This is a genomic window from Bacillus sp. FSL P2-0069 (genome assembly GCF_038593315.1).
In the GTDB taxonomy this organism is placed as follows: Bacteria; Bacillota; Bacilli; order Bacillales; family Bacillaceae; genus Bacillus; species Bacillus safensis.
In genome coordinates, this window is record NZ_CP151984.1 from 2,335,487 (window position 1) to 2,349,305 (window position 13,819).

Annotated in this window: 16 protein-coding genes; 2 read left to right on the top strand and 14 right to left on the bottom strand. The window is 40.8% G+C overall.

Annotated features, from left to right (window positions below; genetic code table 11):
• Positions 1–125: 125 nt before the first annotated feature.
• The 6 genes from NSQ34_RS11965 to NSQ34_RS11990 all read right to left on the bottom strand — a co-directional run bounded on the left by NSQ34_RS11965 (position 126) and on the right by NSQ34_RS11990 (position 4,486).
• Positions 126–260 (bottom strand): YrzI family small protein, encoded by a 135-nt coding sequence (locus tag NSQ34_RS11965; RefSeq protein WP_065214597.1) that lies wholly within the window; start codon positions 258–260, stop codon positions 126–128.
• Positions 261–710: 450 nt separating this feature from the next.
• Complete coding sequence (locus NSQ34_RS11970; RefSeq protein WP_065214596.1) at positions 711–941, bottom strand: YrhC family protein; 231 nt, start codon at positions 939–941, stop codon at positions 711–713.
• Positions 942–1,013: 72 nt separating this feature from the next.
• Entirely contained in the window at positions 1,014–2,162 is a 1,149-nt protein-coding gene (locus NSQ34_RS11975; RefSeq protein WP_327827647.1) for a bifunctional cystathionine gamma-lyase/homocysteine desulfhydrase, read from the bottom strand.
• A 1-nt stretch (position 2,163) separates the two neighbouring features.
• Complete coding sequence (locus NSQ34_RS11980) at positions 2,164–3,087, bottom strand: cysteine synthase family protein (protein ID WP_176966915.1); 924 nt, start codon at positions 3,085–3,087, stop codon at positions 2,164–2,166.
• A 46-nt stretch (positions 3,088–3,133) separates the two neighbouring features.
• Positions 3,134–3,829 (bottom strand): 5'-methylthioadenosine/S-adenosylhomocysteine nucleosidase, encoded by a 696-nt coding sequence (gene mtnN, locus NSQ34_RS11985; RefSeq protein WP_024423101.1) that lies wholly within the window; start codon positions 3,827–3,829, stop codon positions 3,134–3,136.
• A gap of 15 nt (positions 3,830–3,844) precedes the next feature.
• Positions 3,845–4,486: a methyltransferase domain-containing protein gene (locus NSQ34_RS11990; protein WP_327827649.1), complete on the bottom strand. Its 642-nt coding sequence runs from the start codon at positions 4,484–4,486 to the stop codon at positions 3,845–3,847.
• 186 nt (positions 4,487–4,672) lie between these two features.
• On the opposite strand from NSQ34_RS11990, the gene NSQ34_RS11995 reads away from it, so the two are divergent.
• On the top strand, positions 4,673–4,876 hold the full coding sequence (locus tag NSQ34_RS11995) for a YrzA family protein (protein WP_024423103.1): 204 nt from the start codon (positions 4,673–4,675) through the stop codon (positions 4,874–4,876).
• Positions 4,877–4,914: 38 nt separating this feature from the next.
• Here NSQ34_RS11995 and NSQ34_RS12000 read toward each other — a convergent pair whose 3' ends face one another.
• The 3 genes from NSQ34_RS12000 to greA form a co-directional block, all read right to left on the bottom strand.
• Complete coding sequence (locus tag NSQ34_RS12000; protein WP_061109399.1) at positions 4,915–5,580, bottom strand: YrrS family protein; 666 nt, start codon at positions 5,578–5,580, stop codon at positions 4,915–4,917.
• 67 nt (positions 5,581–5,647) lie between these two features.
• Entirely contained in the window at positions 5,648–7,390 is a 1,743-nt protein-coding gene (locus NSQ34_RS12005) for a penicillin-binding protein 2 (RefSeq protein ID WP_176966913.1), read from the bottom strand.
• Between the two features lie 50 nt (positions 7,391–7,440).
• Positions 7,441–7,914 (bottom strand): transcription elongation factor GreA, encoded by a 474-nt coding sequence (gene greA, locus NSQ34_RS12010; protein WP_008358505.1) that lies wholly within the window; start codon positions 7,912–7,914, stop codon positions 7,441–7,443.
• Between the two features lie 788 nt (positions 7,915–8,702).
• Between greA and NSQ34_RS12015 the strand changes: the two genes are divergently transcribed.
• Positions 8,703–8,885 carry an Ig-like domain-containing protein gene (locus NSQ34_RS12015; RefSeq protein ID WP_255290962.1) on the top strand — a complete coding sequence of 61 codons (183 nt, stop codon included), beginning with the start codon at positions 8,703–8,705 and terminating at the stop codon, positions 8,883–8,885.
• Between the two features lie 52 nt (positions 8,886–8,937).
• Here NSQ34_RS12015 and udk read toward each other — a convergent pair whose 3' ends face one another.
• The 5 genes from udk to mltG all read right to left on the bottom strand — a co-directional run bounded on the left by udk (position 8,938) and on the right by mltG (position 13,752).
• Positions 8,938–9,570 (bottom strand): uridine kinase, encoded by a 633-nt coding sequence (gene udk, locus NSQ34_RS12020; protein ID WP_024423106.1) that lies wholly within the window; start codon positions 9,568–9,570, stop codon positions 8,938–8,940.
• A gap of 7 nt (positions 9,571–9,577) precedes the next feature.
• Positions 9,578–10,846: a U32 family peptidase gene (locus tag NSQ34_RS12025; protein WP_098676983.1), complete on the bottom strand. Its 1,269-nt coding sequence runs from the start codon at positions 10,844–10,846 to the stop codon at positions 9,578–9,580.
• 20 nt (positions 10,847–10,866) lie between these two features.
• Complete coding sequence (locus NSQ34_RS12030; protein ID WP_024427876.1) at positions 10,867–11,796, bottom strand: peptidase U32 family protein; 930 nt, start codon at positions 11,794–11,796, stop codon at positions 10,867–10,869.
• Positions 11,793–12,458: an O-methyltransferase gene (locus NSQ34_RS12035; RefSeq protein WP_268456546.1), complete on the bottom strand. Its 666-nt coding sequence runs from the start codon at positions 12,456–12,458 to the stop codon at positions 11,793–11,795. Before NSQ34_RS12035 ends, NSQ34_RS12030 begins: the two co-directional genes overlap by 4 nt.
• Before the next feature lie 211 nt (positions 12,459–12,669).
• A complete protein-coding gene (gene mltG, locus NSQ34_RS12040) occupies positions 12,670–13,752 on the bottom strand; it encodes an endolytic transglycosylase MltG (RefSeq protein WP_041118095.1) in 1,083 nt (360 codons plus the stop codon).
• Positions 13,753–13,819 lie beyond the last annotated feature (67 nt).

Consider the following 13,819-nt stretch of genomic DNA (forward strand, 5'->3'; position numbering starts at 1 on the left):
CATATGTGCAGGTGATCAATGTGGAGCGTGTCTAAACCTGGTCCTTCTCCATCGTATAACAATCAAGCATGGCTAGCATCATAAACATGTCAATCTCCTCCTTTTCACATTTTTCATTTCCTGTTTTAGTTCATATACTTTAGTTGTTTCTGTTTCATTTCTTCATAAATTGTTTCGACTTCTTGTTCGTAAAGAACGGTCTCAATGTCCTTGTATTTCCGCTTAATTGTCAAAGTAATAAAAAATAAATGGATTGTCATATACGCTCACCTCCCTTCAGTTCGCAGCACGCGAAATAGCCCGCAGATCTTCTTTATCAGTTGACCTGCGGGCACACAAAAATGCAGATCAAAAGACAGTGTCTTCCAACCTGCAATGGATGATACGTGTGAAATCCTCGTTTACTTAAACAGTTTTGAAGCGTGCACCGTATAAGGCAAAGGAAGGACACGAACTCTTCCACAGGCTGATGACATGATGAAATTGTTGGTTGAATTGATCACAAGTAGATACGAATAACATATTCTTCAGCCTCCTTTACGTTTTTTTTTAATTACTTTGTAAGTATATCCAGCAAGCACCATTTTGTAAACCTGTTTTTAGTCATATAGGTGATTTTTGTGTTTTTGACTAAATTTCTACAGTTATTCTTGTCCGATTATCCAATACAATAAAAAAAGCCTCCTCAGGCAAATGAGGAGGCTTTCGAATTAATCTTCATCTAATTCTTGCAGTTTCTTTTGAAAGAAAATCGCGCGTTTAACACAAACAAAAGCTACTAATAAGAAAACACAATCTATTCCCATCATCAGCATTTTTGGAAATGCTTCGATGTGCTGGTTCGGTAAGATCGTACCAATATATAAAAAGGTGCTGACAGCAAGCAAAATAAAAGCGTACTGCTTGTAATCTGTCACTAAATCACTCCACTTTTTCTTCACTTGTTTCACCTTCCAGTTATCAATGTCTATTCATAGCTTAACATAGTGAGAGAAAGCGAGGAGCATGTAAATCTATCCATTCGCCAGTGCGCTTAGTCCTTGCTTGATATCATGTAGTAAATCATCCACATCTTCAATTCCGACGGAAATACGAATTAAACCATCTGTGATGCCAAGCTCCTCCCTGCGGTCTTTTGGAATGGACGCATGGGTCATCCGGGCAGGGACAGAAATTAAGCTTTCAACCGCTCCAAGGCTTTCTGCGATTGTAAACAGCTTAAGCTGGCTTAAAAATACATCGACATGTTCTTCTTTTCCAATATCAAAAGAGATCATGCCGCCGAAGCCGGATGCTTGTGTTTTCGCAAGTTCATGTCCAGGGTGAGTATCGAGACCTGGATAATAAACACGTGTGACGGCTGCATGTTGTTCTAAAAACTCAGCGATTTTCTGTGCATTTTGTTGATGTGCTTCCATTCTTAGTCCAAGCGTTTTCATCCCTCTCATGAGAAGCCATGAATCCTGCGGTCCAAGAATCCCGCCTGTCGAGTTTTGAACAAAGTGCAGTTCTTCTCCAAGCTCTTTTGTCGCTGTGACGACAAGCCCGCCTACAACATCACTATGGCCGCCTAAATACTTAGTCGCACTGTGCAAGACAATGTCTGCGCCATATTCAATCGGCTTTTGGAAATACGGTGTGAAAAATGTATTGTCGACAATCATCAAGATGTTGGCTTCTTTTGTCAATTCGCCGATGGCTTTTAGATCCGTTATTTTGAGTAAAGGATTGGTTGGTGATTCAATGTAAACGGCTTTTGTTTCAGGTAAAATGGCTTTTTTCACTGCTTCAGGATCACTTGTGTCAACAAAGGTTGCAGTAATGCCAATGCGGTTTAGCACCTTTGTGATGACGCGGTAGGTTCCGCCGTACACGTCATCTGTCAGGACAATATGATCTCCGCTGTTAAACAGCATCATCACAGCCGTAATGGCTGCCATCCCTGAACCAAATGCGTAGCCGCTTGCTCCTCCTTCAAGATCACGAATGACTGTTTCCAGTGCAGTTCTTGTTGGATTTGCTGTTCTGGAGTATTCATACCCCGTATGTTCGCCTGCTTTCGGCTGCTTATAAGTACTCACTTGATAAATCGGCACAGACACGGCGCCTGTTCTTTCATCACCCGTTGTTCCGCTGTGAATCATCATTGTTTTTGGTTTCATGCTATTTTCCTCCCTCATAAATTCCTTTACTTAAATATCGCTCACTGCTGTCAGGAAAAATGGTGACAATGACTGTCCCAGGTGCTGCTTTCTTTGCTTCCTCTAAAGCGGCAAATAAAGCGGCACCAGAAGAGCTGCCGATGAGAACACCTTCTTTTTCAGCTGCTTCTTTCACCATTCGAAACGCATCATCATCACTGACAGTGTAAATCTCATCGAATAAAGCCTGCTCCATATAATCTGGGATAAATTCAAGGCCAATTCCTTCCGTTCTATGCGGGCCCGGGTCCCCTCCATTTAAAATTGATCCTTCAGGCTCCACAACCACTGTTTTTAACGCCTGATGCTGCTCTTTTAAATAGGCGGCACACCCTTGAAAAGTCCCGCCAGATCCTGCTCCCGCCACGAATATATCGATATTCCCTTTTAAGTCGGACCATAATTCGGGACCGAGTGTTCTGTAGTAAGTCAATGGATTTACTCGGTTTTTAAATTGTAAAATACAATAGGCATTGTCAAGGCTTGCCTCTAGTTCAAGGGCTCGATCAATCGCACCCTTCATGCCTTCTTTTCTCGGCGTATGAATAATCTCTGCACCGAGCGCCTTCATCAGCTGTTGTTTTTCTTGACTAAAATGTTCTGGTACACAAAAAATGGTCTGCAATTGATGCTTTCTTGCACTTAGGGCAAGCCCAATGCCTGTGTTTCCAGCAGTCGCTTCAACAATAGTTCCGCCTGGACGCAGTTTGCCAGATGCCAATGCTTCTCTGATGAGCATATCACCTAATCGATCCTTAATACTTCCACCTGGATTCATCATCTCAAGCTTTGCATACACCTCAACGCCTTTTGGGATGCCAATCCCTGACAGCTTTAAAAGCGGTGTGCGGCCAATTAATTCAGTAATATCCTTTATGACAGCCATATGATTCCCTTCCTTTGCATGGAAAAGAAGGGGGAAACCCCTTCTTTTATTGTGTTTGCTTTATCATACGCAAGACAAGGTCGGTTGAGTGAATCGCTGCTTGCTCAAGGAATTGATCAAAGGAGATATTAGATTCTTTCCCTGCAATATCCGATAGCGCACGAACGACAACAAATGGCGTACCAAAGAGCTGGCAGACCTGTGCAACGGCTGCGGCTTCCATTTCCACCGCATACAGCTCTGGAAACTTCTCTCTCACAAACGCTACACGATCCGGATCATTCATAAACGAATCTCCTGTTGCAATCGTTCCTTTTGCCACTTGAATATGATCAATTTCTAAAGCAGATTCTTCTGCCAGCTTCACAAGCTTTTCATCTGCAATGAAAGCAGCTGGAAGTCCCGGCACTTGTCCATATTCGTAATCAAAGATGGTCACATCTACATCATGATGTCTCACATCAGTAGAGATGACAATATCACCTACATTTAATGAGTGGTGAAAACCGCCAGCAGATCCTGTATTGATCACATAATCTGGCTGAAAGCGGTCAAGCAGTAATGTTGTGCTGACCGCTGCATTTACTTTTCCAATCCCTGATTTTAATAAAATCACTTCTTTATCTTCATAAACACCTGTTGTAAATTCACACCCAGCGATGTTTTCTTGTGTAGCATTTTTTAGTTGATCTCTTAAAATCGTCACTTCTTCTTCCATTGCACCTATAACTGCGATTTTCAAATCAAAAACATCCTTTCATTCCCTTTTCTTCGCTTCTACGATCCAAACAAAATCATTCATTTGATGAAAGGATGTGCTAAAACCTTCTTCTTCAAAGATTTGCTTTAGCACATCAATGGATGGATAATATTCCGTTTCTAAATCCTCTGCAAGCTGGTCGAACCCTTCGGCTCTCGCTTTGTCGATCTGAGCTTGATGTGCTGCTTGATTTTGAAACATTGTATCAGCAAAAACTATTTTACCATCTGAGTGAAGGATGTTGCTATAGGTGTGAATGGCTTGTTTTTTTTCTTCATCCGTTAAATGGTGGAATGCATATGAGCTGACGATCGTATCTGGCTCAAAAGGCGGCGCTGGAAATGATAAAAAATCCCCATCATGAAATAGATCTGGCAGTCCTTTTTGAAGAGCCGCTTTCTTCATGGCATCTGATGGTTCAACACCAAACACGTTTTTATCAGCTGCAAGGAGCAGCGCTGTTAGATTCCCCGTACCGCTTCCAAACTCAAGAACATCTTGGCCTGAACGGCGGGCAATTTCTTTTAAAATAGCCGGATACCGGCGAAACACTTCTCTATACTGCTCGTCATGACCACTTACCGTGTCGTCATAAGAGTCGGCCCAATGATCAAATAAAGAAAGAAATTCGCGTCCCATTTTCTTTCCCTCCACTTTATCTATTTATTCCTATGCGTATAGTATGTTTTATTCCGTCGAACAGTTCCTATCCTACCACAACTTCTGTTTCTTTCCTACTAAAAAATACTAAGAGAGACAGAAAAACATTTGCCCTTCTGAGGGAGAGAGATTAAGATGAATGAAGAGTATAGAGAGGTGAATCAAATGGATTTTCAGCTGGATTTTTTAAAGGATAAAATAGAATTTTTTGAAGCAACATCTTTAAAAGAACTTGAACAAAAGATCCAAAAACAAATTGAACATAATCAAGCGATTCTGCTGACTGTTCATTCTGTCAGTCATCAAACGACTGTGATCGATGAGCGGATTTTGTATACAGCAGTTGTTCATTTTAAAGCAAATGTTTAAACAAAAAAGATAGCAGATCTGCTATCTTTTTTTCATGTTCATCTTAATTTTTCAACCTTCACAGGTTTCCAGCCTTTTTCATCTACCCACGTAATTTCCACGCGGTAGCGTTCACCTGTTGATTTATCACGGATGGTTCCTTTTGCATCTTGAGGACCTCCGTTATTTCCTAACCAAAGAACGGTCATTTGATCTTCTGAAATTCCTGTCGCATAGGACATGGCTTTGATCATTTCTTTCCAGTCTTTTGAGCTGGAATCATAGGTTGCTGTATGTGAACCGGATTGCTCTGTTCCTACAGGCTCCCAGTCATCGTTTTCGTATGTTTTGTCTACGTCACTTGTTTTGCCGCCATCTGTTTCTTTGGCGTCTTTTAACGCATCTTTATTAGGCTTTTCTTCATCATCTGTCTTCTTCGTTTCGTCGTCTTGATCAGATGAATCATCTTTTTTTGCATCTGAATCATTGGATGTGTCTTTCTTTGGATCTTTCACATCTTCTTGTGAGTTTTGTTTATTTTCACTTGTTGCAGGTGCCGTTTTTGATGGCTCTTTCGCTACATCTGAATCTTTCGGCTTATTAAAAATTAACAAACTCGATGCGACAACCAAAATAAGCACCACAACGATACCAATTAATATGTTAAGCACCATATTCGCCTTTCTGCGCTTATCACGATGTTCAAATCGAGAATTTCTACTCAAAATCTCTGCACTCCTTTGCCTCTGTTCCCTAAGTCGTTACTATTCTAACATGTCATGAAGGGATGTTCTATGTCTGTTTCTTTTCAATTTCATTGACCTTTTTTACAATATCATAAAACGCATCATTTGTCTTAGCCCGGCCACTTGTCTCGTCAAGGTGAACAACGACAAGGGCGTATTTTGGTTTTTCTACCGGAAAGTATCCTGCAAACCACTTATGATAAAGCGGATTCCCCTTTTTGTCTTGACTGCCGGTTTGGGCAGTACCTGATTTTCCCGCTACACCGTATGGCAAATCTTGAAACCTTCTTCCGGTTCCCTTGTCAGAGGTCACCACCTGCCTTAAGAATTTTTGCAGCTTTTGAGCTGTATAGCGGTCAATGCTGCCCCCTTCAGGCCGTTTGTTTTGAAAGGACAGCATCGTTGTTCCGTTTTGATACAGCACTTTTTCTGCGATTTTCACTTCTTTTCGTTCTCCTCCTCTTGCGATCGCAGCCATCATATTCGCGATTTGCAGAGGAGTTGTTTTGACATTTTTTTGTCCTATTGCGGTTTGTGCAATGGCTTTTTTGACATGCTTGTCTCTTTTATCTCCCCACACACTGCCTGTTTCTTCACGATCAAACTGTTTGAAGTGATGCTTATGATAGACATCCCCTTCCCAGCCAGCTCGATCTATGAGTCCAAGCTTTGCAGCCGTCATTTCGATGATTTGATCATCTGTTTGAATGAGCTTTTCAGCAAGTGCCGCAAAGGTATAATTGCAGCTCTGCGAGAAACTGTCCGTCAGATTCAGCACTTCCTGTTTTCCTTCAGGCTCTCCATATAAATTCTTTCGACAGTCATACATGGTTTGTGGCTGGTCAAGGTTTTTTTCGATTGCTGCGGCAAGTACAGCTGTTTTAAAGACAGAGCCTGGAGCAATCGCTGTCAGCATGTAATTTCTTGCCTCATGCCGATTTTTGCTTGTGACATTTGGGGTACTTGCCATTGCCAGTACACTGCTGCTTTCAATGTCGAGCAGAACGGCACCGCCTTTTTCAACGCCTTGGTCTTTGAGCACCTTCTCCATTTCAGCCTGCATGTCTTCATCTATTGTTGTCTGTACCTGAAGTGGATAAAAGGAATGAGCTTCTGCTGTATATTTGACGTCCATACCGAACAAAGGGTTTCCCCTTCCGTCCACATGATATAACAATTTTGTGTCTTGCTCGGGTAATAGAAATTCGTCAAAGGTGCTTTCCAGCCCAAATGTGCCGATTTCAGTACGTATGGAAAGCTCTTTTTTGTCAGGATAACGCTTTCTGAGTAGTTCTGGATTTTCGCTTGTGAAACCTAATGTGTGGAGGGCAAGTCTTTTTTTGTCCTTCTCTTTCATATATACGCCGTACACACCTGAATATTTCATATCATTGATGTCTTTCAGTTTTTTTTTCGTGATGTCATCTTTTAAAATGAGAGGTTTTTTCGTTTCTGTTAACTGTTTTTTGAGTTCATCCTCTTCCATCTCAAGAATAGAGGCGGTTTGCTGCAAGCGTGGAAGATCATATTGCAGGAAAGGAAATAAGATAACCGCAGGCTGTTCTTTTGTAAGAAGTGCTTGGCCGTTTCGATCTAAAAACTCACCGCGCCCGTCTGAAATAACGACTTCTTCTGTTCGCTGTTTGACACTTTCTTGTATTAAATTGATATCAAGCTTTGAAAACGATTCTGTGAAGAACAGCTGAATTTCTGCCAGTCTCATCAGAAGACCGAGCAATAGTATAAAAATAATCGCACCTGTCCATTGAATTCTTCTTTTTTTGCGCATAAAAACACCTCGTCCCTATTGTGGACGAGGTGTTTACCTGATAAACGTGATTATGAAATTTTTACAATTTGGACGAACATTTCTCCGCCAGGTGTTTGAACGGTTACTTTGTCGTCTACTTGTTTACCTAAAAGGCTTTTTGCAATAGGTGAATCGTTTGAAATCTTGCCTTCGAACGGATCAGCTTCTGCACTTCCAACAATTGTGTAAGACTCTTCTTCCCCATCTGGTAATTCAACGAATGTCACCGTTTTACCAAGTGAAACCACATTTGAGTTTCCTTCATCTTCGATAATTTTAGCATTACGAATCATATTATCAAGCGTTGTAATACGGCCTTCTACAAACGCCTGCTCTTCTTTAGCAGAATCATATTCCGAGTTTTCAGAGAGGTCTCCAAAACTTCTAGCGATTTTAATACGCTCTACAACCTCTTTACGTTTAACCGTTTTCAAATATTCAAGCTCTTCTTCTAATTTACGTTTTCCTTCTTCTGTCATTGGAAATACTTTCTCTTGTGCCATGAATCATTCACTCCTTCTATTAATCCTCATCATACAAACTTTCTGCACGTGAGTGACGACTGAAATATACAAGAATGAGGACATGTTCAGGCCCTCATTCCTTCTGTACCATATTCGTAAAAGTCCATCTTACATGGCGTCCCTTTTAGATGCAACTATTATGCCTTTAATTAGACAGGACCACTCGCAGCGGTCTAAAATCGCACAAACTGTGGAAAGGCACAGGAAGCTCCTGTACCTCGTTCGGCCATTTCGATCATATGTAGAAGAATAGCTTATCCATTCTCCATCTTCCAATACATAATATGGTCAGTGTACGATATGTCTATGCTATATTATTACAAAATTGCATTTTGATCAAGAATTGTTTGAAAATTTGTGATGATTTGTTTGTCGTTTTTTTAATATACTTTTTCAACTTCATTCTTTCGCTATGTGGTAGTGATTTCTCCATCTCTTCTTTTCTTCATTGTTTTCTTATCATATCAAACCCTTAAGTTTTTCCCGAGAATGCTGCTTTAATAAATGTTCACACACAATTAACAAATATTAACAAGGGAATATTTGGTTTTTGTTGGATTTTATCAATGCAAGACCAAATACATGCTAGGGAGTGTTTTAAATGAACATGAAGAAAACAATTGTTTCTGTTCTATCCATCTCTACCTTATCTTTTTCACTAATGGGCATGGCTTCAGCCAAAGAAACAGCGGATTTCACAGTCAATAGCTGCTCCTCGGGATTTAAAACATTAGATGTAAATTTCGATTCAAAATTACGATTTACCTATGAGAGTTGGTGAGCAATGCTCAGTCTATAATGCTGCAGCAACACGTTATTGGACCGATAACCAGAGTGTTGCTTCTGTAAGCTCTAGTGGGCTAGTGACCGCTCATTCACGTGGCGATGCCACTATCACTCTTTATAAAGGAACGTCTGTCTTAGGACAAGTTTTTGTGAGAGTTTGGTAAGATGATGCTGAAAAGACCTTTACACTGTAAAGGTCTTTTTCTTCTCCACCATTTACTCTGCTCGGTTTTGAAGAATCGTTTGAATTTTTGTCACCATTAAGTCGATCGCCACATGGTTTTGGCCGCCTTCTGGGATGATGATATCGGCGTATCGTTTCGTCGGTTCAATGAATTGATTATGCATCGGTCTGACAACAGATACATATTGTTCAATGACAGAATCGATCGACCGGCCTCTTTCCTTCGTATCGCGTAAAATGCGGCGGATGATGCGAAGGTCTGCATCTGTATCAACATACAGTTTAATATCCATTAAGTCTCTCAAACGTTCGTCTTCGAGCGCAAAGATACCTTCAACGATAATGACATCCTTCGGCTCAACATGAACCGTCTCTTCTGAACGTGTGTTTAGTTTAAAATCGTATATTGGTTTTTCAATGGATTCGTATCTTAGGAGCTGTTCCAAATGCTCAAACATCAGGTCATTGTCGAATGCAAGCGGATGATCATAGTTCGTGAGCAGGCGCTCTTCAAATGGCATATGACTTTGATTTTTGTAATATAAGTCTTGCTGAAGCATGAGGATGGAATGTCCTTTAAATTTTTCATAGATTGAATTGGTGACGCTCGTTTTACCTGAACCTGAGCCGCCAGCAATACCAATGACAACTGGTTTACTCCTCATGTGGCTGTTATTTCCCCTTTCTCATCATGTTGCTAGGGTATACTTTTTGATCAAGCTTGAATTTGACGATTTGCAGCGGATGACGAGCAGCATCTAGTTCATTTCCTTTATCATCCCAAATTGTTTCAATTTTGCATGTGAAATTCTCAATTTCTGGTCCGAAGAATTCGACTTCGTCGCCTTGCTTAAAGAAGTTACGCTGCTGCAATGTCACGATTTGTTCTTTTTCATCATAATGAAGAACAAGACCTGCGAAATCAAATGTCGTTTTCTTTCCATGAATGCCAAACATTTGTTCATCCGTTCCTGGTACGCCTTCGAAAAAGGCTGGTGCTGTGTCACGGTTTGCGCATTTATCTAATTCATCTAACCATTCCTGCTGAATGACAAAATTGTCTGGGTCAGCACAATACGCATCAATGACTTTGCGGTATACACTTACAACAGTGGCAACATAATGAATGGATTTCATCCGTCCTTCGATTTTTAAGCTGTCAATTCCCATTTCGATCATTTGAGGAATGGATTCAACAAGCTTCAAATCTTTTGGACTCATTGCAAATGGCGCATCTTCCTCACCAAATAAAGGCGCTTCCTCAGAACCTTCTAGTTTATAAAGATCATAATCCCAGCGGCAGGACTGGCAGCAGCCTCCGCGGTTAGAATCTCTTGCCGTCATATGGTTACTGAGCACGCAGCGGCCAGAGTATGCGATACACATCGCACCGTGAATGAATGTTTCGATTTCAATATCGACCTTTTCTTTCATTTCTCTAATTTCTAGCGCACTAGTTTCACGTGCGAGCACCACACGCTCAAGCCCTTCTTCCTTCCAAAACTGAACAGCTTTCCAATTTGAAAGAGATTGCTGTGTGCTTAAATGGACTTCAAGTTTCGGTGCAACACGTTTACATGTTTCAATGATCAGTGGATCAGCTACGATAATGCCTGCTACTCCAGCGCCTTCGATCCCTTGAAGGTATTCCTCCAGCCCGTCCATGTTTTCATTGTGGGCGAAGATATTTGTTGTCACATAAATGCGTGCGCCATATTTGTTTGCAAATGCGACACCTTCTGCCATTTCTTCAATTGAAAAGTTATCTGCATTTGAGCGAAGTCCAAATTCTTTCCCGCCAATAAAAACAGCGTCAGCTCCGTAATGTACAGCAATTTTCAGCTTTTCCAAGTTTCCTGCGGGTGCAAGCAGTTCTGGTTTTTTTGTAATGACACGTTTCCCATCAATCATTTCAGAAATACCATCTTTCAATAATGCCATTTCCTCTGCCTCCTCTTATCTTAATAAACCGTTTCTTTAAAGAAGAACCCTGTATCAATCGAACGATTCACTGGCTGAATCTCTTCAATCCGCTTCACCCAGTCCTCTTTCTGATCTTCATACGCGTCTTTGTCAGTCGTTAGTAAATCAATTGCTTTTCTATAAAGTGATGTCACCTCTGTCATATAAGAAAGTGACTTTAAAATTCCGTCAATTTTAAATGAGTCAATGCCTGCGTCAACAAACTCTTCTAATTCGTCAATCATACACACATCATTTGGACTCATAATATGTGTTCCGTTTGCATCCTCGAAAATAGGATATTTGTTTTGACGCTCTTGGTCATGCAGGAATAGCCCTTCCTCCATGTTTCTGCCTACGACATCCATTTGTTTGCCCTGGTATTCAAAGTAGTTGCCGATGAGCGTACGTTTCGATTGAAACATACATGTCATGCCATGGACTTGAATTTCAATCTCCACCTCAGCATTTTCTTTGATGTCGATCACACTGTCCATATTCAGCTCTTTTGCAAGAACAGCTCGCGATGCGCCTTTTCTGCCCCAGTAGTTACAAGTGTAATAGTTTGTCCCAGTCGTTTCTGTACTCCAGTGAAGATTCAGGTTCACTCCTGTTTCCTTTGCTGCCATGATCACAGCGGGGTCTCCAAAGACGACGCCGTCCACGTTTAATGAATCGAGAAAGGTTAAATAATCTCCAAGCAGCTGCACGCGGTCATTATGAAAAATCGCATTCATCGCTACATACACTTTTTTGTGATGGGCATGTGCAAGCAGAGCCGTTTGTTTCACATCTTCTCTTGAAAACTCACCTGCAAGACGAATACCGTATGTTTGTTCGCCTATTAAGAATGCATCAGCTCCTGCCTCAATTAATGGCAGTACGTCTGACACGCTGCTTGGCGTCACAAGCAATTCTGGTTTCTTCATGATTGGTCACCTCTTTTTGTACTAATGGCGATCCCGTCTCCAACTGGAATAATGCACGTTTGGAAATCAGGGTTTGACATGAGCCATTGATTGTATCGATCAATTTTTCCAATTAATTGTTTTTTTCGTTTATCTTCAATTTCTTCTTCATAATTCGTTGCCACTAAGCCTTTAAATAATACATTGTCTGTGATAATTATTCCGTCATGAGCGAGCATCGGTTCAAACAATTCAAAAAAACGCTTGTACTGCCCTTTTGCGGCATCAATAAAGATCACATCATAGGGCGCCATCGTTTGGACCGTTTTAGCCGATTCCATCGCATCACCAAAAAACACGTGTATTCTTTCTTTTAACTTTAATTCCTCAATGTTCCGTGTTGCTTCTTCATAGCGCTTTGCATTTCGCTCAATCGTATAAATCTCAGCATCTGGAAGAGCTGTTGCCATTCGAATGGCGGAATAGCCAATCGCTGTCCCAACCTCAAGAATTTTTTTCGGCTGTTTCATCGAAAGCAGCTGCAATAAAAGCTCGATGCTCACCTTTTCCATAATGGGTACATGATGCTCTTTTGCATATATCTCTAATTGAGCGATTGCATCTGGACTTGGGTGAATTAAATGTTCAATATAATCATTTATTCGATCATCTTCGATAGTCATTATTTGTCTAGCTCCTTCATGACCTGAAAAAGAAGAGTCCTGCCTATTGCAGCTCTCTTTCTCGTCAATCTTTCGTTCATCTAAGTAAAAACAACCCGATATATTTTACCACAAAGAAGTGGTAATTGCGAACCTATAAAATGGAGATTCCAACGAAAAAAACTGCAGGCAATCTCATATTGTCTACAGTCTTTTTCGATTCACTTGTCCATTAATTGCTGCCTGTGATGTATTTCGCTTTTGCTTTATTATGCTCATTTAACGTTTTCGTAAATACGACTTCGCCATTTTTCTTCGCAAGGAAGTAAACGTAATCCGTTTTCTCTGGATGCAAAGCGGCTTTCCAAGAGGATTCACCAGCATTTGCAATAGGTCCAGGCGGCAGCCCTTTGTTGTTATACGTGTTATAAGGAGATTTCACTTTTAGGTCTTTGTAATACACGCGGGATTTATGCTCACCAAGTGCATAAAGAACGGTTGGATCAGTTTGAAGCGGCATGTCCTTTTTCAACCGGTTATAGAATACACTTGAGATTTTTGCCCGATCTGTCTTTTCTGTTGCTTCCATTTCAATCAGTGATGCCATCGTTAACACATCATGTATGGACATGTTTCTTTTTTTCATGTCTTTTTCATACGTTTTCACGTATTGATCTGTTTGTTTAATCATCGTTTCAATGATCGTTTCGAGCGATTCATCCTCACGATAAAATGGATACGTAGCAGGGAATAAATAACCCTCCAACGGATGTTTCACCTGTTTTCCATTCACCTGTGATGTCACGGTTTTCGGATATTTTTTCATTAGTGTTTGAATAAAATCAGGATCATCCAGCTTCGCTTCAACTTCCTTCGCTGAAAAATTCGTCTGATTTGCAATAATGGCTGCAATATCAGACAGCTGTCTTCCCTCTGGAATCACAAGCTGAAAGGCGTAATCTGTCCCGCCAGATGTCAGCTTTTTGATCAGCGTGTCTGCGTCCATTGTTTGTTTTAAATGAAAATATCCCGCTTTAAAGCCGGACGCCTTTTTGTATTTTGCATAATAAGTAAAAATCGCGTCATTCGAAATGAGCCCATTATCTTTTAAAATGCCTGCAATTTCGCGGACAGATGTCCCATTTGGAATATGAATATTAATGGTTTGTTTACTTTTTTGATCGACCGGTCCGAGTGCTGATTTAACATATAAAAAGCCTGATAATGCTGCAATGATGATGACAGCAAGGACAGATAACAGGACGATCCCCATTTTTCTTTTGAAGAATGGTCGTTTCTTTTGTTCTGAAAACATGCATGGCCCTCCTCACATCTAGCTTTTATAGTACATGATTCGACGGAGTTCGGCAATTACTTGCTTA